Source organism: Desulfatibacillum alkenivorans DSM 16219 (assembly GCF_900142135.1).
In the GTDB taxonomy this organism is placed as follows: domain Bacteria; phylum Desulfobacterota; class Desulfobacteria; order Desulfobacterales; family Desulfatibacillaceae; genus Desulfatibacillum; species Desulfatibacillum alkenivorans.
The window spans coordinates 81,589-104,945 of sequence record NZ_FQZU01000014.1 but is presented as its reverse complement, the minus strand read 5'-3'; the positions used below and the strand labels follow the sequence as shown (position 1 = coordinate 104,945).

The window sequence follows — 23,357 nt, the reverse complement described above, 5'->3', positions numbered from 1 at the left end:
ATAAATCGCCTCAGGCCCCAACGTTTGCCCGAAGCACTTTTTTGTCCAGTTTGCCCACGCTCGTGAGGGGCATTTCCTCGATGATCTCGATTTCCTTGGGAACCTCGTAGGGCGCCAGGTGTTCCTTGGCGAAGCTAATGATGTCCGCTTTCAAAGCCTCCTGGTCGCCGTCAAAAGTGTATTCCGCATCCAGCGTGACAAAGGCTTTGGCCACCTCCGAACCCGGCCTGTCGGGATTCGGCGCGCCGATCAGGGCCATGATCTCAATGGCCGGATGGTCCGCCATGATGTCTTCCACCTTTTTTGAAAAAACCTTGAAGCCGCTCACAATGAGCATGTCCTTGGTCCGGTCCACCAGGGTGATGTACCCGTCCTCGTCCATGAATCCCACGTCGCCGGTGTGCATGAATCCCTCGGCGTCTAAGGCTTTCCGGGTTTCTTCGGGCTTTTTGAAATAGGACTGCATGATCATGGGGTTGCGGACCAGGATTTCGCCCGGCTCGCCCAAAGGCGCCTCCTCGCCGGTGGCGGTGTCCACGATTTTGACGTCCGTATTGGGAAGCGGCAGGCCGACGGAGCCCAATTTCTTTTCCCCGTGGAGCGGATTCATGACCGCCACCCCCGTGGTCTCGGTCATCCCGTACAACTCGATGAGCTTTCCCTGGCCGATAACGGCCTCCAACTGCTTTTGGGAGTCCACGGGAAAAGGCGCGGCAGCGGAAACGCACTGGGCCAGGCCTGAATGATCGATGGTTTTAAACCGGGGCTGGGCAAGCAGCATGTAGTAGATGGAAGGGACATTGCCGAAAATGTACGGCTTCTCCTTTTCCAGAAAATCCATGATCATGTTCACGTTGCGAGGGTCCGGCAGCATCATCTGGGTCATGCCGCAATAGATGGCGAAGGCGTTGACCATGAGGCCGGCGATGTGAAACATGGGAAAGGCCGACATGATCCCGACCTGGAGGCCGGTCCATTCCATATAATGGGTGGTGAGCAGCAATTCGGAGACGAAGTTTCTGTGGGTCAGAACGGCGCCCTTGGACGGCCCTGTCGTGCCCCCGGTGTACATCAGATAGGCTGCGTCGTTCGGCCCCAGCTCCACTTCAATGGACCCTGTTGCGTATTCCGGATCTTTGAGGATCGAGGAGAAGGCCATGACGGTCTTTCCGGGAAGAGAGTGCAGCTTGCCCGAGGGGATCTTTTTCAGCAGTTTGCCCAAAATCTGCTTGATCTTGGGCAGGAAGCCGGCCACGCTCGCCCCCACCACCAGCTTGAGGTGGGGCAGACGGTCGGCCATGGGCGCCACCCGATGGACGAAAAGCGCATCCAGCGTCACCAGGCCCTTGATCTCGCCGTCGTTGAGCTGATGCTCCAATTCTTTGGGAGATAAAAGCGGCGACACGCCGGAGCTGATGCACCCGGCCCGCATGATTCCCAGCCAGGCGATGACGTACTCCGGGATATTGGGCAGGTTAATTCCCACCACGTCCCCCTTGCGGAACCCCTGCTTGATCAGCATGCGGGCGAAACGGTCGGCGTAGGCGTCGATCTCGCCGTAGGTAATCCTCACGCCCATAAAAATCATGGCCGTATTCTTTTTGAACCGGGCCATGGATTCATTGATGACCGTTACCCCGTCAGTTTCAAAAAGGTTCGGATCCAGATCAGGAATTTCTTTGCCATAGGATTTTCGCCATATCTGCTCCATTGCCATTCTTCCCTCCTTAATCTTCAGTTCCGGTTGGGTTGCTTCCGATATTGAGATTGAATCCTGGACTAAAATCCTTCGAGCTTGGCGATCACGTCCTTCATGACCTCGTCGGCGCCCCCACCGATGCCCAAGCCTATGGAGTCCCGATAGTACCGGGAGATAGGCATTTCCTTCATAAAGCCCATGCCGCCGTGCATGCGAAGGCACCCGGCGACCATGGAATTGAAAATCCGTCCGGCGTAGAGCTTGCCCATGGAAATCTCCCTGGAGGCGTCCAGGCCGGCCATTTTGATGCGTACGATTTCATAGGAGAGGTGCTTCAGGCATTCGACTTCCGTGATCCAATCCACCAACTGGTGCTGAAGCGCCTGCTTTTTGATCAGCGGCTTTCCGAAGACCACCCGCTCTTTTAAATAATCCACCGTCATGTCGATGATTTCCCGGGCGGCGGTGTAGATGGGGGGCAGCAGGGAGAAGCGCTCGTGCTGGAACTGGCGCATCTGGTAGATGAAGCCTTCCCCCTCCTGGCCGATGAGGTTTTCGGCGGGTATTCTCACGTCATCAAAAAAAAGCTCGGCCGTGTCGCTGCACCAGACCCCGATTTTTTCCAGCTTGCGGCTGACATGCACCCCCTGCAGATCGGCCGGAACCACAAACAGGCTGAAGGCGTGGTAGCCGGGCTCGTCGCTGGTCCGTGCCAGAAGAGTGTAGAAATCCGCCTGGGTTCCATTGGTGATGAACATCTTGGAGCCGTTGAGGACGTAGCTGCTTCCATCCCTTCTGGCGGTGCTTTGCAGCGCGGACACGTCGGAGCCCGCCGCCGGTTCGGTGACCGCAATGGCCCCCACCAGATCTCCTGCGATGGCGCCCCGAAGATACTTGTCCTTGAGGTATTCGCTCCCGAACTCGTCAATGGCCGGCGTGGCCATGTTGGTCTGCACGGAAATGGCGATGGCAAGCCCCAAACCCCGGATTCGGCCCAGCTCTTCCAGAAAAACTGTTTCGTACCAATAGTCGAGCCCCTGGCCGCCGTACTTGGGATCGTACCGGATGCCTAAAAAACCCAGATCCCCCATTTTTTTGAACAACTCCTTCAAGGGGGTGGCGCCGGCCTCCTCCCACTCATCGATATTGGGGTTGATCTCCTTTTTTACGAAGTCGGCCACCGACTTGCGGATCATGTCGTGTTCTTTGGTGAAGTGGATTTGATTGACCGATTTGACTTGTGAGTTGCTCGCCATGGTTTGTCGCCCCTCCGATCGGCTGGAAATTGTTTGTGAAAGCACATTCGCCTGCAGGGAAAACGCCGCCCGTTCAAGACCAGGAATCCGGGGGATGGAGATAGTGTTATTGGATTAAGCACAAACCGTGCCTAAGAGAAATAAATAATAATATTAATAATTTGTATCTGGTGCGATTGATTTCTTATAAGGAAGTTGGGCATTTTAGCCGAATACGGCGAAAATGGGTTGCCAAATATGGCGAAAATTTGATAGGCTGCGTCAAGAAATTTTCTGACCTTTCATTTCTCCAGGAATTTTAAGGGGTTTTACATCCCCATAATTCGTTCGGTAATTAAAATTCGCCGAATACGGCGAATTTAAACCAAGGAGCCTTGCCCGTGGTCGACCCAAACGCCTTTTTTCGGGAAACCTCCCATCCCCTGAACGCCAACCTGGACCTTTTCCGCGCAGTACGCCAGTGCCGGCAGGCCCTAAAACGGTACATGCCTGCGGAAGGGCTGGCCGTCATCCAGTTGGAGCCCTCTCTCAAGTCGGCAAGGCCCATTATCTGGGATCATGACGGCGGCATCCATTCCGATCTCATCGCGAAATCCGTCATCAGCATCCCTGTGGACACCCGCACCCAATGGAAAAAATCCCCCCTGCCGGACGCCCGGATCATCAACCGTCCGGAAGACGATCCGGTGGGCTATTATTTTCAGGAGATAAGCGGTCAGGATTTTTCAAACCTGGTGGTTTTTCTGGAAAAAGATGGAGTGCGCATAGCCATCGCAGCGCTCATCAGCGCGGACCGGGACCGCTATACGCAGAGGGATCTGGATTTGTTTTCCATGCTGAAGGAGCCTTTCGCCAAGGCTTTGGACCATTATTTGCTTGGCCAGGAAATCATCAAGCTCCAGAGAACGCTGGACAACACGGCCGTGGACACCCGGGGCGGGATCGCCCTGGAGGAAATCGTAGGCCACAGCTTTGGGCTGAAAAACGTGGCCAATCTCATAGAAATGGTGGCGCCCATGGACAGCCCCGTCCTGATAAACGGAGAAACCGGCGTGGGCAAGGAGCTCATATCCGGCGCCATCCACAAGATGTCCGCCCGGCGGGATGGGCCTTTTATCTGCGTGAATTGCGGGGCTATTCCCGAAACCCTGGTGGACAGCGAGTTGTTCGGCCACGAAAAAGGCGCTTTTACGGGCGCCATCACCCGGCGAAGAGGCCGTTTTGAGCGCGCCCAGCACGGGACGATTTTTCTGGATGAGATCGGAGAGCTCAAGCCCGACATCCAGGTAAAGCTGCTGCGCGTCCTGGAAAACATGGAAATAGAACGGGTGGGCGGATCCGAGCCCATCCGTATGGACGTCAGGATCGTGGCCGCCACCCACAGAAACCTGGAAAACATGGTCAAGGAAGGCGCCTTTCGGGAGGATCTCCTGTTTCGCATCAACGTTTTTCCCATTGTCATCCCCCCGCTTCGGGCCAGAAAGGGCGACATCCCGGCCCTGGTGGATCATTTCATCCAGAAAAAATCACGGTCCCTTTCCATCCACCCCATTCCATCCCTGGGCGGCGACGCCATTGACATGCTCATGGATTACAACTGGCCGGGCAACGTGCGCGAGCTGGAAAACGCCGTGGAACGGGAACTCATCGTCAATCGCAGGGGGCCCTTGTCCTTCTCCACCTTCCATGCAGTGTCCTTGGAGCCCCCAAAAAAATCCGAGGAGAGCCGGCCAAGCGAACTCCTTTCCCTGGACGACCTCCTATCCGCGCACATTATGCGTGCGCTGGACCGCACCAACGGACGGATCAGCGGCCCGAACGGCGCGGCCAAAATCCTGGGAGTCAACCCCAGCACCTTGCGTAATAAAATGATTAAACTGAAAATACCCTTCTCCAGGGCGCAACGAAAAATCCGAGGGTAGATGATAAAAAAGATGATTTGCTATCATTGTTTAATGTTAATATGGACGTTACTAAATTTGTGGATAGCGCGGAGGTATGATACATATAATAGCTGCAACATCATAGTATGTATTTCAACTTTACTTGTAATAATCCTGTTCTGTTTTATTTATCACCAAGAATTGGTTTTATTGAAAATAAAAAATCATTCTTATTCGTTTACCCATTGACAAATTTTATTATCTTGATTTTGGGACCTTTTGTATTTGGTTATTTTTTGTGGCCGGATTATTTATTCTGGGTAAGAGTGATGAAGCCAATGTCTGCGTTTGATACTGCCTATTTCTTATCCTGTTTAATTATTTATTTCCTGGCGCTATTTTTTTATTCAAAGAGGACCAAAACCGTTTTAGGAGATATTATAGGATGTCCCCTGAAATACGACTAATCGGTCTCAAAGCCTTGAAATTGTCAGGGCTCAAAAGCTAAGAAGCCCGATCAATCTCCGGAGAAAGACAAGCATCAGGATCGGTTCAAAGCGGCGATTTATCTCATCGCAGACCCTGTCAAACAAATGACCCCCGAAATGCATGAGCGTCTGAAATTTCTACGTCCGTATTGCTGCGCCGCCGGAAACCTTTCCCCGGCGATCCTGGTTGACCATTTTGATGCGTCTTCCAGTTGAAAAAGCCGGTCATTTAAATCCCAAATTTTTGCATTTTTCAGCAGACCTTATTGAAATAGGCGTTTGGCCACTGAAGCGCAACAGGCGCTTTTAAAATGCGTGTTTTTAGCATCTAATGCTATTTTTGCAAGGAATTCTCAATTAATAAGCCATGGTCAAATCGCTCTAATTCATAATACTTTAAACCATTTCCGCCTTTTTTTCTGGCGCCGTCCTTGCATCAGCCCTATTAAAATTTTTTGACTAAATTAAGTTTAATTTAACACAGTCGTCATAAAGGTTTTGCAAACCATCTCCCCTGTTAGCCCGCAGGCTATAAGATTGGGTTAACCAACCATGATTTTAGTGTTTTAGACAGGAGAAGCCATGAAACGAGAATCAGAGGCAATGAACCAGGCTGTCAAGGCTGCCATGGCAGAACATGAAGGAAAGTACCTCACATTCACCCTTGCGGAAGAGGAATACGGCATCGGCATTCTGAAGATTCGGGAAATCATAGGGATGATGCCAGTGACCACCGTGCCTCAAACCCCGGATTTTGTTAAAGGCGTCATCAATCTCCGGGGGAAAGTGATTCCCATCGTGGATCTCAGACTGCGTTTTGGCATGGGATCCATGGAGTACACGGAACGCACCTGTATCATTGTTGTGGAAATTGCATCAGAAAACGTGACGGTGCAGATTGGAATCGTAGTGGACTCGGTTTCGGAGGTTCTTAACATCCGGGCTGAGGACATCGAGCCCCCCCCGACTTTTGGGACAAAGCTCAATACTGAATTCATTTTAGGCATGGCAAAAATGGAGGGCGGAGTAAAAATCCTGCTCCACATCGACCAGGTATTGAGTGCGGCGGAGGTTGGAATGATTGAAAAAGCTGCATAGACCCTTTTGCAAAACATAGGAAGATCACTCACTATAATATTTTCACAAAAAGGAGACGACAAATGTTCAAGAACATGAAGTTAGGAACCAAGCTGCTTGTGGCTTTTTTGGCTGTTGGCGTAATACCTTTCGGGGTGATAGGGGCAATTTCACTATTCAAAGCCAGCGCCGCTTTAGAAAATCAGGCCTATAGCGCCTTGGAGGGGGTGCGTGAAATCAAAAAGGGGCAAATAGAAAGTTTTTTCACGGAACGGCAGGGCGATATGGGCGTCTTGTTGGAGACCGTGAGAAGCCTCAAAGATGCGGCTTTTGACAAACTGGCCACAGCCCAGCAACTCAAGAAGAACAACATTGAATCCTATATGGCAAGCCTTCAATCCCAGTTGCGTGTTGTCAAAGATGATCCATACACCCTCAATGCCATGATAGAATTGGACGCGGCATACAAGTCATCCGGCAACTCCGTAGACACGTCCCTATGGAAAACGGCGGCCGCCCGCTATGACGAGCGCATGCAAGACATTATGAATGACAATGGCTGGTACGACCTTTTTCTGATTCATGCCGACGGGGACATTGTGTACACCGCTGCCAAGGAGTCGGATCTGGGCATGAATATCTTAAAAAGCCAACTTATTGACTCCCCTTTGGGCAAGGCTTTCAAAAAAGCTCAGGCCATGGGCAAAGACGATATTGCCGTGGCCGATTTTGAGCCATACGCCCCCTCCGGAGGCGCTCATGCGGCGTTCATGGTCGGGAAGGTGCTTGACCAGGATGAATCGGTAATAGGATATGTGGCTTTTCAGGCGCCCACGGACAAAATTAACGGGGTCATGCAGCAGCGGGCAGGCATGGGAGCCACTGGCGAGTCTTATTTAGTGGGCGAACTTGACAATTTGTCGTCTTTTCGCAGCGACATGAAAACCATGGGAGGCGGAAAGTACGTCATAGGCTATGAAATCAGCACCCCCTACATCCAGGAGGCTCTTGCAGGCAATTCAGGACAGCGTATTGTTACTGACAGCAATGGTAATCTTGTCATGGTAGTCTATGATCCTCTGAATGTGGACGGCCTCAATTGGGCTTCGGTGTCCAAAATCAACCTGGAAGAAGCCATCGTGCCCCATGCAGAGGGCGAAGCCCAGGACTATTTCGCCAAGTACATAGACAAATACGGATATTATGATCTGTTTCTTATTCATCCCGAGGGCAAGGTTTTTTACACCGTCTCCAAGGAAGCAGACTTTGGAACCAATATGGTAAACGGACAGTATGCCAATTCAGGATTAGGCAAGCTGACGCGCCGTGTTATCGAAAGTAAAGATTTTGCCATAGCCGATTTCGAGCCTTATGCACCTTCCAACGGTGAACCTGCGGCTTTTATGGCGCAGCCTGTTATCCATAACGGGAATGTGCAATTGGTTGTGGCCCTCCAACTATCTTTGGGCGCCATCAACCATATTATGAACCAAAGGGCTGGCATGGGGGAAACAGGTGAAACCTACCTTATCGGCCGGGATAAACTCATGCGGTCTGACTCTTTCCTTGATCCTCAAAATCATACGGTTCACGCATCCTTTGCCAACCCAACCCTTGGAAAGGTTGACACAGAGGCGGCTCGGGAGGTGCTGGCAGGAAAGACGGATCAGAGGATTGTGGTTGACTATAATGGCAATCCCGTGCTTTCCGCCTACACCCCGGTCAAGGTCGGAGATTTTACCTGGGGTCTTCTGGCGGAAATTGATGAAGCCGAGGCTTTCGCCGCTATCAAGGCCATTAAAGGATTGATTGGAATGATCGCGGTTATCACCTTGGCGGCAATCATTGGGATTGCCCTGCTTATCACGCGATCCATCACCAAACCCATCAATCGCATTATAGAAGGGCTAAACGAAGGCGCGGAGCAGGTGTCGTCCGCCTCTGGACAGGTGTCCGCCGCCAGTCAGTCCCTGGCCGAAGGCGCTTCAGAACAGGCGGCTTCCCTGGAGGAAACCTCGTCCTCTCTGGAAGAAATGGCCTCCATGACCAAACAAAATGCGAACAATGCTGACCAGGCGGACAAACTCATGCGGGAGGCCAATCAGGTGGTCAACGCGGCGAACCAATCCATGGGGGATCTGACCGTATCCATGGGAGAAATCTCCAAGGCCAGTGAAGAAACTTCCAAGATCATCAAAACCATCGACGAGATCGCTTTCCAGACCAATCTTTTGGCATTGAACGCTGCTGTGGAAGCGGCGCGTGCCGGAGAAGCCGGTGCGGGATTTGCCGTGGTCGCCGATGAAGTGAGAAACCTGGCCATGCGGGCCGCCGAGGCGGCCAGAAACACATCCGATCTCATTGAAGGCACTGTGAAAAAAGTGGCGGATGGCTCGGATTTGGTGAGCAAGACAAACCAGGCCTTTGGCGAAGTCTCTACGAGCGCTTCCAAAGTTGGAGAGCTCGTGGGTGAAATCGCGGCCGCCTCCACGGAACAGGCCCAGGGCATAGATCAGGTGAATAAAGCGGTTTCAGAAATGGACCGCGTAACCCAGCAAAACGCCGCCAATGCGGAAGAATCGGCCTCGGCGTCCGAGGAGATGAACGCTCAGGCCGAACAAATGAAAGACATCGTAAAAGAATTGGTGGGCATTGTAGGCGGCTCAAAGTCCAGCAATCATCACGGGTTCAGCACTGCAACAAAAACGCCGGCCCCAAGGGCTTTGCCTGGAGCGAAGACGAGGCATATCATGCCTCCTAAGCAGTCTAAAGCCATTACCGGCTTGGCAGACCGCAAAGCGGATCCCAATCAAGTAATCCCCATGGATGATGAGGATTTCCAGGATTTTTAAAACCTTGATGCGACTCTGGCTTTGTGTTGAGCGCACTGGGCCAGAGTCGCCCAATCAAATCAGGAGCACGTTCCCATACCCCCTGAATCCGTCCCTGCTTGCGAACTGCCAAGAATAAAAGCCTCTTTGCGGCTGTAAGGGGATTTCAAACGACTTCCGGCCCCATAGAGGCTCTTGGGTTCGACGAAGACGGCAACCTGATTGAGCGTATCTTTCTCTCACTAACCTGCTGACGATGGAAATATGGGGGATGCAGTGAAGCATCGAGATGCAAAACCGTCATTGGCTTAGGAGACGGAAAAATTTTTGACGACAGTCCATCCAATCAGGTATTTTGGAAAGATAAAGAAAGATTCGTCCGGTTTAGCCTGCCGGCGTTTACCCTTCCCTTGATCCACGATCCATTTTGGATGGAATTGCATCCAGGTTTGGGATGGGGAAGACAAAAAAGTCGACGGAAATGCATGTCAACTCATGGAAGGGTGAAGCATAGACGTTGGCATACTCTTTTTGATTAGGGCGAATTTGCAGGGACGCAAAATGCTTGTCAGGGGGAATTTCATTTTCCTGCTCTGAACAAGGAAGAGCCGCATCAAAAAACGGAAAACCCCTTGAGCGGGCAGTTTTAAAAATTCGCCCCGCATAATATCGAAATGGAAACGCCTTTCATCATGATCTGAGGCCGAACTCATGCCCAAAAAGCCAACCTACGAAGAACTGGAACAGAGAGTCATAGAGTTGGAATCGGCTGCATCCGAATGGAAGCGGGCTTTTGATGATTTAAGACGAAGTAGATTGTTATTACAATCCAGTATCGAAAGCCCCAAGGATGTGATCATCCTTTCACTGGACAGTGAATATTGCTACCTTTACTTCAATGAAGCGCACTCCCAAATAATGAGACATGTATATGGTTCCAAGCCAAAGATTGGTGATTGTATTTTTGATCATATGAAAGGCAGTGCAGATATAGAAACTGTAAAACAACATTATGACAGAGCCTTGTCAGGAGAAGGGCATGTTGCCATAAATCAATATGGTGACGGCCAGTTGCGGTATTTTTACGAAGTACGCTACAATCCCATTTATGATGAATCAGATAAGATATTAGGCGTCTCTGCCTTTGCACAAAATATAACGGAACGAAAGCAGGCGGAAGAGGAACTATCTCAGATATTTTCCATGTCACTAGATCTGATATGTATTGCAGATATAAACACAGCAACTTTTATGAAAGTCAATCCCTCGTTTACGGAAATCCTTGGGCATTCAGAAAAGGAGCTTCTGGAAAGACCCTTTATGGATTTCGTCCACCCTGATGACATGGATGCCACACGGGCCGTGATTGAGCAAAAGCTGAAGTCAGGGGCCAAAGTAATCGACTTTGAAAACCGTTACCGTTGCAAGGATGGAAGCTATCGGTGGTTAAGCTGGGTCAGCCATCCAATCCCGGAGCAAGGCGTAACCTATGCAGTTGGACGCGATGTCACTGAATCGAAACTGCAAGTTGCAGAACTAAACAAAAACAAAGCGCTTCTTGACGCCACAGGCCGCATGGCAAAAGTGGGGGGATGGGAGCTGGACGCGGATAGCTTAACTGTTACTTGGACTGACGAAACCTATCGTATCCACGAACTCCCGTTAGGTGAGAAGCCATCCTTACAGGACGCAATTCATTTCTTTCACCCTGAAGACAGACCGAAACTGGAACAGTCCATCCAAAACGCCCTTGACCGTGGCGCTCCCTATGACATGGAGCTGCGGTTCATCACCGCCAAGGGAAATCACCTGTGGACGCGCACAATTTGCGAACCTGAGGTGGTGGATGGCAAGGTCGTGAGGCTAAAGGGAACCTTCCACGATATCACAGACCGCAAACACGCGGAGCGGATGCTAAAAAATAGTGAGGAGCGTTATCGCCGATTAACGGAAAACTCGCCTGACATTGTTTATCGCATGTCATTGCCGGACGGAAAATATGAATACATTAGCCCGGCTGTATCGACTGTTTTCGGATATCCTCCGGAAACATGGTATGAAAACCCAGCCTTTATTCGAGATATCATACACCCCGACTGGCGCTCCTATCTTGAAAAACAGTGGGAGCTATTGCGAAACGGGCAAGTCCCCAAAACTTATGAATACCAGATCGTTCATAAAAACGGAGATATCCGTTGGATGAATCAGCGCAATGTTCCGGTGAAGGACAATAACGGCCGATTGATTGCCATTGAAGCAATCATCACAGACATTACTGAACAAAAGCGAGCAGATGAAGTCATTAGGGAAAGTGAAGAGCGCTATCGGCTTATTGCTGAAAAGACAATGGATATCATATGGACAATGAACTTAAACCTTGATTTCACTTACGTTAATCCCGCAATCAAAACAACATTTGGGTATACCGCTACAGAATGGATAGGAAGCAACTTGCAGGATCACTGTGATAAATACAATTTTGAAATGATGGCGCAGATAATTGTAGAAGAGTTGGAGAAAGGTACGGATCATTCTGGCGTAATTTTTGAAGCGACAATGCTTAAAAAGAACGGAGATGCCATTCCCGTGGAGATTCACGGGCAGATTCTATTCGACGAATCCGGGAAACCCTTCAGCCTTCAAGGGATTACACGAGACATAACCGAAAGAAGAGAAGCCGAGGCCGCTTTAAGAACGAGCGAAAAAAGATTACGGGCGGCTTTGGACGCTTCCCCGTTTCCGATTGTGCTCGTGGATGCCAATGATGACATCGTCCACTATTGGAGCCGGAGCGCTCAGGATCTATTCGGACACACCGCCCCCACAGCGGCGGAGTGGTACGAACTGGCCTATCCGGACCCTGATTACAGAGCCCAGGTGATTGAAAGATGGAAGCCTTGCCTTGATATCGCCCGGGAATCAGGCCAACCTGTCAACACCGGTGAATACCGGGTGACTTGCAAAGATGGCACGGTACGGCTTTGTGAAATATATGCAACCTTTATCACAGAGGGTCTCGTTGTCTCCTTTAATGACATCACAGAAACAAGGATGTCCCAGGAAAAGGAGGCAACGCTGCAGGCCCAGTTGAACCAGGCTCAAAAAATTGAATCCATCGGCCGGTTGGCCGGAGGTGTGGCCCACGATTTCAACAACATGCTCAGCGTTATCCTCGGCCACGCGGAAATGGCGCTGGATCAGATTGAGGAGAGTTCCCCACTATCCAATGATTTGATTGAAATTCAGTCGGCAGCCAAAAGATCCGCTGAACTGACCAGACAGCTTCTCGCGTTTGCGAGGAGGCAGACCATATCGCCTAAAAACCTTGACTTGAACGCCACGGTGGAGAGCATGCTCCGTATGCTCGGCCGGCTCATCGGCGAAGATATTGATCTTTCCTGGCTTCCCGGCAAAAACCTCCATACAGTCAAAATGGACCCCACCCAACTGGACCAATTATTGGCCAATCTCTGCGTAAACGCACGGGATGCCATTGAGGGAGTCGGCAAAGTTACCATTGAGACCTGCAATGTTTCCTTTGACCAGAATTATTGTAACGACCATTTAGGATTTAAACCGGGAGAATATGTTTGCCTTTCCGTTAGCGACAACGGTTGCGGCATGGATAAAGACACTTGCGCCAATGTTTTTGAACCCTTTTTTACCACAAAGAAAACAGGGGAAGGGACCGGTCTTGGCCTTGCCACTGTGTACGGCATCGTCAAGCAGAATTATGGATTCATCAATGTTTACAGTGAGCCCGGTGAGGGGACAACCTTCCGAATTTATCTGCCCCGCCATGATAGCCTTGCTCAAAATATTGACGGTTCAAAGAAAGACGTGATCAAGGAGGGGTCTGGTGAAACCATCCTTTTGGTTGAAGACGAAGCCGCTATAATGAGAATGGGAAAAGCCATGCTGGAAAAATTGGGATATAAGGTTCTTCCATCGGACAACCCCATGGATGCGTTAACAATTGCCCAGGAGTATCCCGGAGAGATCCATGCTCTCATAACTGACGTGGTCATGCCCGAAATGAACGGCAGAAACCTCGCTAAACGTCTTCAATCGTCAAACCCTGCATTGAAAGTCCTTTACATGAGCGGATACACGGCCAACGTTATCGCCCACCACGGCACATTGGACGATGGGGTTCACTTTCTTCAAAAACCGTTTTCCAAGGCCCAAATTGCCTCTGCCATAAAGAGGGTCCTTGAACCGGAAAACGAATAGACGCTTTTTGCTCCGGTCTTGACGCTGTGGTATTCATCAAAAGCCAAACAAACTCATCCGGTTTTTGGGAAGGGCGAGAGTCTGGAGGGGATGCTCGCATTGATTTTGGTTTTTCCATTCTGCTTTCCCGTTGAAAGCGTGAATGTTTTTAAACAGGCCCTACATCAAGCACCTCTCGTATCAATTTAGCCATTTCAGTCCTGACAATCGGTTTCATTAAAAAGCCCCTGATCCCAAGTTCCTTGGCCCGGTCAGCATCCAGTTGTTCACTGAAACCTGTGCATATGATCACCGGGATGTCCGGCCGGATTGCTATCAACTCCTCGGCAAGCCGATTGCCGGTCATGTTCGGCATGGCCATATCCGTGATCACCAGGTCATAGGAGTCAGGGGCGGCTTTGAACGCCTCCAGGGCGTCAAGGCTGCTCACTCGGAAGGTGACTCGATATCCGAGCCTTTCGAGCATTTGCTTTTCAATCCGTGCAACAGCTTGCTCATCATCCACCAACAGAATCCGTTCATTACCGGAGGGAATGGTTTCTTCGACGCTAACGGAGGGGGATTCCTGGACCCCGCCCCTTAACGGTAAATATATGTTGAAACTCGAACCCTGTTCCAATTCGCTGTATACTTGGATATCACCGCCGTGTTCCTTGATAATACCGTATACCGTGCTGAGACCTATGCCGGTGCCTTTGCCTTGTTCCTTAGTTGTGAAATAGGGGTCGAAAATTTTATCCATGTTGTCTGGAGCGATGCCGCACCCGTTATCGGACACTGTCAACAAGGCGTAAGAACCGTGTTCGATATTCCTTTCACTCAATGTTTCCGGTTCTAGTAGAACCTCTTTCAAGTGAATGGATATATGGCCGTTTGCCGGATCAACGGCATGATAAGCATTGGTGATTAAATTCATGGCGATTTGATGCAGTTGCGTAGGGTCCGCCATGACCAAGCCGCAATCCCAGTCTATGTGTTGCGAGATGGATATGCTGGCTGGGATTGTAGCGCGAACCATTTTGATAACTTCTTTTAACACCTGCTGGATGCGGACAGGTATTTTTTTGCCTTCCGATTGGCGGCTGAAAGCCAGGATTTGCTTAACAAGCTCACTTCCTCTTTTGCCAGCCGTTAAAATTTCCTGGAGATTGTCATATTCCAGGCTGTCTCGGGGGATATCCTCCAGCAGCATTTCCGACATCCCGACAATCGGACATAAAAGATTGTTAAAATCGTGGGCGATGCCGCCAGCCAAGGCGCCGATGGCTTCCATTTTTTGAGCCTGTTGCAGGCGGGCTTGAAACTTTTCCCTTTCATTTTCCGCATTTTTCCTATCCGAAATATCCCGGCACAATCCCATGACGACAAGCTGCTGGTTAATCATAAGTTTGGTGAGGGTCACTTCGACCGGAAAAATGGTCTCATCCTTTCGTTTTTGTCTGGCCTCAAAACGAAGCGGCTCCTTCATTCCGAAACGGCCCCAGAAGCGCCCCGAGTCTTCTCTTGCGGCATAATCCGGGTCCAATTCAGCCACATGCATGGACAGCAGTTCCTCCCTGGAATAGCCATAGCCGTTAATGGACGCCTGGTTCACATCTATGATGCGGCCTTCCATATCGTGAACAAGCAGCATGTCGGCGGCCTGATCGACAAGTGTTCGGAACTTTTTTTCACTTTCTTTCAGTTCCTTTTCCGCGCGGATTTCCTCGGTGATATCCCTTTTTACGGCGACGAAATTGACAATCTGGTTGGCATTGTCAAACACGGGTGAAATGGTTGCAGCCTCAATATAAAACAAGCCCTCCTTTGTTTTGTTGGTCAACTGTCCCTTCCATGTGCTGCCGGAAAGAATCGTTTGCCAGAGACGTCCGTAAAACGCTGCGTCTTGCTGACCGCTTTTCAGGATGCGCGGGTTTTGTCCGATCGCTTCGTTTTCGGCGTATCCCGTCACCCTTTCAAAAGCCGGGTTGACATATTCGATTGTCCCATCCGTATCAGTGATGACGACCATTTCGCCGGTCTGCTCGACGGCGGACAAGAGGCGCAGCAACTCGGCTTCAGACAGTTTGCGGTCGGTAATATCGGAAAAGACCGTGGAAAACATGCCTTTGGCAGGCCGGGTGACAGTAAATTCCAGGTTTCGTTGAATAGGTTCGAAAAACGTTTCAAACCGCACGGGTTCTCCGGTCTCCACAACCTTGGAAAGCGTGGACAAAAAAGGCGCCTCACCGGTTCCGTATAGTTGGGAGCCCAGGGCGTTTCTTGCTTTTACTCTGCTGATCCCCATGATCTTTTCATAAGAAGGGTTTACGTCTAAAATCCGGTAGTCAACCGCCTTTCCATTTTCATAGATGATCTCGTCAAGGCAGCATCCGGATGACAAGCTCTCAAAAAGCGTCTTGAAACGCTCCTCGCTTATATGCAATGCTTCTGCATGCCGTATCTTTTCGGTGATATCAATGACAACCGCCATGGCGCCGGCAAATGCGCCTCTTTCATCTTTTATCGGGCTGGCCGAAAGGGTTGCATACACTTTTTCGCCGTCCTTTCGAACAAACTCGAAGTCATGCAGTTCGGAAATGCCGCTGCGACGGCGCTGCATATTTTCAAGAGCAACTCCCCTCCAATGCTCATCCATGAAATCAAACAGCGTGCTACCGATCATGTCGTCAACAGCGTAACCAAGTATTTCGGCCATTCGGGGATTGACATAGGTCGTGACAGCCGCCGCGTCCAAGGTCCATATTCCGGCCTGGGCATGTTCGACAAGACTGCGGAACTGCTCTTCGTTTTCCTTCAGGGCCTTTTCCGTTTTGAGCCGGGTCAAATAACCGCCTAAAAATTCAGCAGCCGTCCTCAACAGCAGCATCTCTTCTTCCAGCCATTCTCTACGGCTGCGGGTTTCGTCAAAACCGATGAAGCCATGCCAGGCGCCGCTGACGAATAACGGAATAACCAAAAGGGAGACGATTTCCTGCGATTCAAGAATTTCCCGTTCACCTTCGGGAAAATCGGCGACATGTCCTGAAATGTAGCGGCCGGCGCTGAGCTCTTCCCGCCAGCGCTCAAAGCCGTCCGTATAAATAACATGCTGAAGCTCGGGGTTATCGATTTGAGGAACGATCTCGGTTCCGCATGCCTCATGGGTCTGGCGCATGCAAAGGCCGTCGGCATCGTCATGAAAGTTCTGGAACATATACACCCTTGACACGTCGGCTGCTTCGCACAGGCAGTTGAGCGATTCCGTGATGTTCCGGTCTCCGTCGCCGGCAGTGAGCAGGCAGGTCGATGCTGCGGATATCCCCCGTTCAAGTTGCAACTGCGTCTGCAAGGCGTCCCGGGCCTTTTTTAATTCCGTGATGTCACGGGCCGCCCCCCACAGGTAATCGATTTCACCTTCTCCGTTTCGTACCGCGTAGGATCTGAGTTCCACGGGGAAGACCACGCCGTCCTTGCGAATGTATTCCTTTTCATATACGCCCGAGTAGCCTTGGCGCATCAGGCGGTTTTCCCAGATTTCCTTCGATTCCCATTCATGCCATCGTTCGGGGGTGATTTGATAGAAGTCCGGCAGGGAGCGTAGTTCATACAGAGAGTATCCAAGCATTTCGCAAAAAGCGAGGTTGGCGTCAATGATCCGGCCTTCCGGGGCCACCATGACAAAACCGTCGCGGCTGCGTTCAAAAATCTCCAGGTAGCGTCTCCGGCTTTCCTCCAGGCGCCTGGCCGAAGCGATCTTGTGCAGGGCGTAAGCCAGATCGCCGGCCACTTCATCGAACAATTCCCGCTCCTCATTGTCGCCGGCGTATTCCACCGGCACGGCGGCGGACAGTATGCCGTAGGTCACGCCGCTGAAATGCAGCCGCCTGGCAAAACCGGTCAGCTTGTCATATCCGGAGGACAAGGGACAGTCAGGGCAATGTTCAGCCGGATTGCCGGTGACGATGACTTCATCCCGTTCCAAGGCGTGTTTCACACAGGGAGGGAGATCGCCGGACTCCATCTGATTTTTCATGGTTTCAAAGCCGCCTTCGAAACCCGCTTCCGCAGTTGCGCTGACGGGTTTTTCCGCCGGCAAGCCAAGGGACCGCCCCGCCTCTCCCCCAAACAATGCGATCCAGGCATTCAGATAGCCCATGGTATCTGTCAAATTGACGCAGGCGAGCGCGACAAGATTTTGAGGGTCGTCTTCGGTCACGATAAGCTGATTGACGTTTCGGATGCCGAGCAAAACGCTGTTAACGTGAGCAAGCCGCTGTTGTTGGACGCGAAACTGTTTTAAAGCGACCAGGGCAACCATGGCCGTGGCCGAAAACAAGGCCACCAAAATTGATTCCACAAAAAAGGGCTGCGTCTTCCAACCGTTAAGGACATGCGGCCACACCGGTTGATGCTCCGTAAGAGCAATCACCCCCCAGACCACGGGAGTGGTGAACGCTTGATAACATGCCAAAATAAGCGCCGACCAGCCCAGCCAGAGCGGCCAATCCGGCCCCCAGCGTTTTTGCATGCGGTTTGAAAGCGGACGAATCACCAGCAACGCGGGAACAGCGTAAAGCATGTTGCCGCCGAAACCAATCCACAAAGGGATGGCCGTTCCATATGGGTAGGAAAGTATGGCGCCCAAGATAAGCGCAGCCCACCACCGCCGGAGAAGAGCGAAGCCGAGGAATCCAAAGGCCCAGCGCCCATCAATTATTACTTCTGTATGAGGTATGTGCACATGGGTCTGTGCGGCGATAATACCGAGAACCGCAAGCAAAACGAAAAGTTTCACCTGTCCGTGCTCAAAATGGAAATCATAATGGCGTTTGTTCATTGGTCACTTTTAAAACAGCAAGCGCCCCTCGTTCTCTATACAAAGTCAGAGTCGGGCGGCTTTTGCTCTCTCTAAACGGACGATTGCTGCAACCAAGGCCGCATTATTCCCAAAACCATAGCCAGGGAGCAATAAATGGGGCGTCTCAGCAACTAATTCCAAACATTCCGCCCATGCCGGCGGCACATGCTTTGTTGGAATCCCAAAAAGAAAAAAACCATAAAATGATGCCTGATAAATTATCAGAATCGAAGAAGTCCTGTCAAAAAAAAGGGTGGGCAACAAAGACTGCCCCAAAAAATGAGGGGCAGATGTTCGCCGATTTTGATGTGCATGTCTTGATCCCCCAGGATGGGACCGCATTGGGACAACAAAATGATTTTGGCGGGACTGATGAAAAACTGCCTATCCATGGATCGCCGCATGAAACTCATCTCTGGTCCCCACCACGATCCGTTGAAGGGAACCGTATTGATGGAAGGGACGGAACCACCATTTCCGCTTAGCCCCAGCGCTGTCCAAGCCGGGGTCGTGCACACGCCCATGCCTGAAGCCTCGTAAACACATCCGGTTCATTGGCAGTTTTGCCGTTTAGCAATATGGCTTCTCGCGGATTAGTCATGATCTGAAATGATTTATGATACCCATACCATCCAGGAGATGCTATTCATATTGCGGCCGATGCCAATATTTTTCACATGAAGGAGTTTTTAAAATGCGTCAACGTGACCTGATCCCCTTTTTCGCCATGACTTTTTTTATCGCATGGGGAGTTCTCGGGCTTTACATTTTCGCCCCTGACACCATGACCCGGATGTTTGGAAATCTCACAGGCGGACATCCGCTGTTTTACCTCGCCGTATACGCCCCCGCCATTTCGGCGTTGATTTTGGTGTTATACCGGCACGGAATTCAAGGCGTCAGGTCTTTTCTCTCCCGGCTGCTTTTGTGGCGGGCATCCATATACTGGTATGTCATGTTGGTATTCATCGTGCCGCTGGTGTTCTATATCGGGGCATTTTTTAAACAAGGCGCCTTGGAAAACCTGTTTCCATTTGCGTCGGCCACTGCCTATCTGTCGGCGCTTTGCCTCATGGCCGTCAAAGGGCCAATCGAAGAAATTGGCTGGCGCGGACTGGCCCTGCCCATGCTTCAACGCCGCATGGCGCCCATTTGGGCCGCTCTCTTGCTTGGAATCATCTGGGCTCTATGGCACCTGCCTGCCTTCATGCTCAGCGGAGCCCCGCAAAGCGCGTGGGCGTTGACGCCTTTCTTGGTGGGCACCGTTGCACTCAGCATTATTGTGACGCCGCTTTTCAATCATTCGCGCGGCAGCATCCTGCTCCCCGCATTTTTCCATCTGCAGGTGATCAATCCTCTGTGGCCGGACGCCCAGCCTTACGACACCTGGGTGTTTGTGATTGTCGCCGTGATCCTGGTATGGCTCCATCGAAAGACCATGTTCTCGCGTCATGACGCCGTAACGGAGGTGGTCGCAGAATGAAAACCGTGATTTTGATTGTCTGCGCATCCATGCATGCAGCCTGCGCCGCTCATCAGCCTTTTCAGATCCATGCCTCACGATTCCAAACCGAGACAGATCGTGTGCAAATGGATCAGGCTTGATCGTTGATCGTTCAAACAGCCACCGGACATCCTTGCTTCGAGCAAATTCAGGAGCGGTTTCTGGCCCCCCTTGGACTTTCCGACGCCTCGCCCTCACATTCCTGGGGATGTCGCTTAATAAAGTACGAATTTTCCATTTGAACAATTTTCGGGGACGTCCCAAAAAATCCTTAGGTTGGACGGTTCTGCGCCTGATGTTGCTGATAGAAGCCCAGGCCCTATCCTTCCCCGAAGCTCGATATTCAATGAAAAAGCAGACGCGCAGGTTCATCCAACACCCCGCAGCATTTAACGCTCCCGAAAGTTGAGGTAATAACAATCAATGGAGTTTTAGGGGGAGGCGGACGGCCAATAAAAAAACCCGGCCCAAAAGGACCGGGTGTTGTTTTTTGGCTCCCCAGCACGGACTCGAACCGCGGACCCAGTGGTTAACAGCAAAGGCCCAAAGGCTTCCTAACCTCCTCGATTTTCAATAGATTGCCGAATTCATTGCCAATTTTGTTCCAGTCTTTTTGCGATCTTTTCCTATTTTGGTAGGCTTTGGAAAGATTTTCACACACAGATTCTCACACAATCTGAAAGCAGTCAAAGAAGGGAGCTGAATAGCTTAGGCCCTTTCCTTGATGGCCATCATTTGAAACCATCAGCCATCTTTTTTAAGTTTTTCGGATCAAGAGGGTATTTCCTCTTTAAATAAGCCATTTAAGGGCATATATGCCCTTTGAAGTGTAATATCAATATGTTGTAAGCAAAGCCACCGGCCAAAAACCGGTGGCTTTCTTTATTTACCCAAACAGAAAGGACAGAACTATGGCGAAGAAATCTAAAACCACAAAATCCAAATCCGGCAAGCCGGACATGAAAAAGCGGGCCACCATGGCCTTTGCCAATCACACCTTAACCGAGGAGGACAAGGACCGCATCATGGAGAACATGATGGGCCTGGACCCCTATCCCGGAGGAAACGAAATCCTATACCTCGAAAAGGAGGCTTTCATTATCCCAAGGGTCCTGAAACGATTACACAAGAAGGACCGATACCACGACTTTGAAACCCTTGACCCCGAGAAACTCGACCCACTGGAGCTTGTGGAACTTCCGGATGGAGTGTTGTGCCTCAAACACGGCTACAGGCGCTACCGATACATGAAAAGAGAGGGGATAACCGAGTTTCCGTGCGTCATCGTCGGCATCGCTGTCTGTGAGCCCCAGGTTCTGATGGCCAATTTGCAGGACATGTCCCAATTTAGCAAGCCCATGACGAACTGGGAGCGCACACAACGGCTTCTGAAAACGTCCAGACACATCCATCGGGTGTTTGGGGATCGTGTTTGTGGGCACGGTGGCAAACGCAAGGGCAAGAAGGACTGGGTAAGCGAAACCGCGCTTATCTACGAACAGACCGGCCTCGGCGAGGACACCGTGGGAGAGCTGCTGAGGTTCGGAAAGCGTATCGGTCTGCTCGCGGTTGAAGGACTCGCGGAATACTACCCCGAGGGTATGGGCACCAAGAAAACCAGAAGGTTCTCGGTAAAGCACAAGCATCTCGGGAAAGAAATCGACCAGGAGCTAAAAAGGTTGGAAGAAAAACGTGGGTGCCCGCTGGCGCGGAAAGAGAAGGTTAAACACGCGGGCCTGATAGCCTACAACGCCTTCAACGCCGATTCGGAGCCCAGTTCCGGAGGGAAGGGCAAGGGGGGTGCCCCGCCCCCGCCTCCCTCAAACGACACCGATGGCGAGCCTGCCAGGGACATGAACGTTCCCATGGAGGTCTGTGTTTACATTGCGGCTGCCGCTGAAGAACTCAGGGGTAATCTGGCGGAGGGTGCTGTGACAGATGAAGGTATTTGCGAACGATATGAACGGCTTGATGAGACCGTCAGGCTCCTGGGTCACATTCTTCAGGAACTGGGCATTCGTCAAAACAGAAATGGAGGAAACGATGAATAAACGTTGTAAATTCTGGTATTTGTCGGTCATGAACCCCACTGAGGGGGTGGCCCCTGATTTGACCGACCAATTCATGATCAACCAGAAGTACCCCTTTCCGCGCTCACGAGAGGGGGCCTTGCGTAAAAAACAATTGGTCTGTTCGGATTCCGGGGGGTATCAGATTCTGAAATGCCTTCAGAATGGTGGCCGGGTGTGGGTGAGCCCACATCTGCGCCCTCGAAAAACGAAATCGCATCTAATCCTGAACCCTCGGGATATCTGCTTGGAATATGCCCGAACGCACACCACAGTAGGCTTCCTGCTCGATTATCCGACTGACGAGTACGACACCAAGGAAGACTACATCTGGAAGAGGGATCAATCCATCAAGGTACGGGATATGATGCTACCGTTGGCCGAGAAGATATGCCCCAACGTGGAACTCGCCATCGCCTTGCAGCCCAGATACGGGGTGATAAAGGACGTTGAGGACTATTTCCCACGCATCCGACACCCTCGTGTCCGCACGTATGGCTTTCCAATACGCGGTGGAGGGCCGCAGGAAATCGCCTACGCCCTGTCGTATCTGAATAGCCAAGGGGTGCGCAAGGTCCATCTCCTCGGTTCCTCGACCGCCCCCCATGTCATGGTCCTCGGCCAGGCGGCGGGGATGCGGATGTTCAAGCGCATTACATTTGATTCGACCACATACCTCCAGCACTTCCGCGCTGGCCTATACAAATTCGGGAACAAGAGTTTTCTGGATTATCACACCATGGCTTCGCGACCAAGGCGGGACGGCGAATTGTGCAAATTCCGGAACTCGGCCCGCCTGAAGCCCCTCCTGGATTACAACGACGGCAAGTGGGAAACGGTTCTGGGTGAATATGACCCGCCTGAAGAGGCCACCGTCAAGGACTGGATCGGATTCTACAATATCCAGGTTATCCATCAATTTGCCGAACGCATGGCCCGATACGCGCGCAAGGGCATCCTATACGATCACGTGGAAGGCTGCTGGCTGGACCTGGAAGCTAAAACGAAGGTCCTGTGCGCCTTGGACATGCTCCATCTTGCGGTCGAGCAGGGCCATGATAGCGTTAAAGAGTATTACCGCCGCACAACGCCGCCAGAGGTCTCCACAGACGATTAACCCCTCCTCCACGCCCCGTCCCTGTTTGCCAGGGACGGGGCTGTAAAAGCCTATTATCGACGCAGAGGCCGGTGTTCTGGGTAACCAAGCACCGGCCCTTCCCACCAGAAGCCGGGTGAAGCGATCCAGCACGATTGAGCATGAACTGATGGTCCGTCAAATGACTGCCCTTGAGGTAAAGGGTCACGGCTGGGCTGCGGCCTGATGCTACGAGGCCATGGTGTTCGTACCGGGGATCGTGGGCATTGAGGGCACGGTGGGCACGGTGGAGTCTTAGCGGCGGGGTGAAGGGCCATGGTGAGGCTCGGGGTGGGGGTGCTGGCCATGCAGGTCTTCAGCTTGAAAAAATGGGTATCGGCA

The 23,357-nt window shown here is 51.5% G+C and carries 12 protein-coding genes and 1 pseudogene; 9 read left to right on the top strand and 4 right to left on the bottom strand.

The features are described from left to right. Positions 1 to 10: 10 nt before the first annotated feature. Together BUE18_RS12980 and BUE18_RS12975 are read right to left on the bottom strand one after the other, a co-directional pair. Positions 11 to 1,717 carry an AMP-binding protein gene (locus BUE18_RS12980; protein ID WP_073476359.1) on the bottom strand — a complete coding sequence of 569 codons (1,707 nt, stop codon included), beginning with the start codon at positions 1,715 to 1,717 and terminating at the stop codon, positions 11 to 13. Positions 1,718 to 1,779: 62 nt separating this feature from the next. Beyond that, positions 1,780 to 2,955, bottom strand: a complete 1,176-nt coding sequence (locus BUE18_RS12975; protein WP_083610993.1) for an acyl-CoA dehydrogenase family protein — start codon at positions 2,953 to 2,955, stop codon at positions 1,780 to 1,782. Positions 2,956 to 3,335: 380 nt separating this feature from the next. On the opposite strand from BUE18_RS12975, the gene BUE18_RS12970 reads away from it, so the two are divergent. The 4 genes from BUE18_RS12970 (at position 3,336) to BUE18_RS12955 (ending at position 13,467) form a co-directional block, all read left to right on the top strand. Beyond that, positions 3,336 to 4,877: a sigma-54 interaction domain-containing protein gene (locus tag BUE18_RS12970; protein WP_073476358.1), complete on the top strand. Its 1,542-nt coding sequence runs from the start codon at positions 3,336 to 3,338 to the stop codon at positions 4,875 to 4,877. A 1,031-nt stretch (positions 4,878 to 5,908) separates the two neighbouring features. Then, complete coding sequence (locus BUE18_RS12965) at positions 5,909 to 6,424, top strand: chemotaxis protein CheW (RefSeq protein ID WP_073476356.1); 516 nt, start codon at positions 5,909 to 5,911, stop codon at positions 6,422 to 6,424. Positions 6,425 to 6,486: 62 nt separating this feature from the next. After that, the gene (locus BUE18_RS28700) at positions 6,487 to 9,255 is read left to right on the top strand and encodes a methyl-accepting chemotaxis protein (protein WP_073476354.1); all 2,769 of its coding nucleotides are present in this window, start codon (positions 6,487 to 6,489) and stop codon (positions 9,253 to 9,255) included. A 690-nt stretch (positions 9,256 to 9,945) separates the two neighbouring features. Beyond that, the gene (locus tag BUE18_RS12955) at positions 9,946 to 13,467 is read left to right on the top strand and encodes a PAS domain S-box protein (protein WP_073476352.1); all 3,522 of its coding nucleotides are present in this window, start codon (positions 9,946 to 9,948) and stop codon (positions 13,465 to 13,467) included. Between the two features lie 148 nt (positions 13,468 to 13,615). Here BUE18_RS12955 and BUE18_RS12950 read toward each other — a convergent pair whose 3' ends face one another. Both BUE18_RS12950 and BUE18_RS28770 read right to left on the bottom strand, forming a co-directional pair. Continuing rightward, positions 13,616 to 16,798: a PAS domain-containing hybrid sensor histidine kinase/response regulator gene (locus tag BUE18_RS12950; RefSeq protein WP_244549319.1), complete on the bottom strand. Its 3,183-nt coding sequence runs from the start codon at positions 16,796 to 16,798 to the stop codon at positions 13,616 to 13,618. Between the two features lie 9 nt (positions 16,799 to 16,807). After that, positions 16,808 to 17,236, bottom strand: a pseudogene (locus tag BUE18_RS28770) (PAS domain-containing protein); the annotation flags it as partial. On the opposite strand from BUE18_RS28770, the gene BUE18_RS28470 reads away from it, so the two are divergent. The 5 genes from BUE18_RS28470 (at position 17,207) to BUE18_RS12930 (ending at position 22,997) form a co-directional block, all read left to right on the top strand. After that, positions 17,207 to 17,749: a hypothetical protein gene (locus BUE18_RS28470; RefSeq protein WP_244549318.1), complete on the top strand. Its 543-nt coding sequence runs from the start codon at positions 17,207 to 17,209 to the stop codon at positions 17,747 to 17,749. The pseudogene BUE18_RS28770 and the gene BUE18_RS28470 sit on opposite strands and share 30 nt — an antisense overlap. A 728-nt stretch (positions 17,750 to 18,477) precedes the next feature. Next, positions 18,478 to 18,792 carry a hypothetical protein gene (locus BUE18_RS27505; protein ID WP_170868356.1) on the top strand — a complete coding sequence of 105 codons (315 nt, stop codon included), beginning with the start codon at positions 18,478 to 18,480 and terminating at the stop codon, positions 18,790 to 18,792. A gap of 209 nt (positions 18,793 to 19,001) precedes the next feature. Beyond that, entirely contained in the window at positions 19,002 to 19,790 is a 789-nt protein-coding gene (locus BUE18_RS12940) for a CPBP family intramembrane glutamic endopeptidase (protein ID WP_073476347.1), read from the top strand. Positions 19,791 to 20,722: 932 nt separating this feature from the next. Beyond that, positions 20,723 to 21,862 (top strand): hypothetical protein, encoded by a 1,140-nt coding sequence (locus BUE18_RS12935; protein ID WP_139264729.1) that lies wholly within the window; start codon positions 20,723 to 20,725, stop codon positions 21,860 to 21,862. After that, positions 21,855 to 22,997 carry a hypothetical protein gene (locus BUE18_RS12930; RefSeq protein WP_073476343.1) on the top strand — a complete coding sequence of 381 codons (1,143 nt, stop codon included), beginning with the start codon at positions 21,855 to 21,857 and terminating at the stop codon, positions 22,995 to 22,997. The genes BUE18_RS12935 and BUE18_RS12930 overlap by 8 nt, the downstream gene beginning before the upstream one ends. Positions 22,998 to 23,357: the final 360 nt, after the last annotated feature.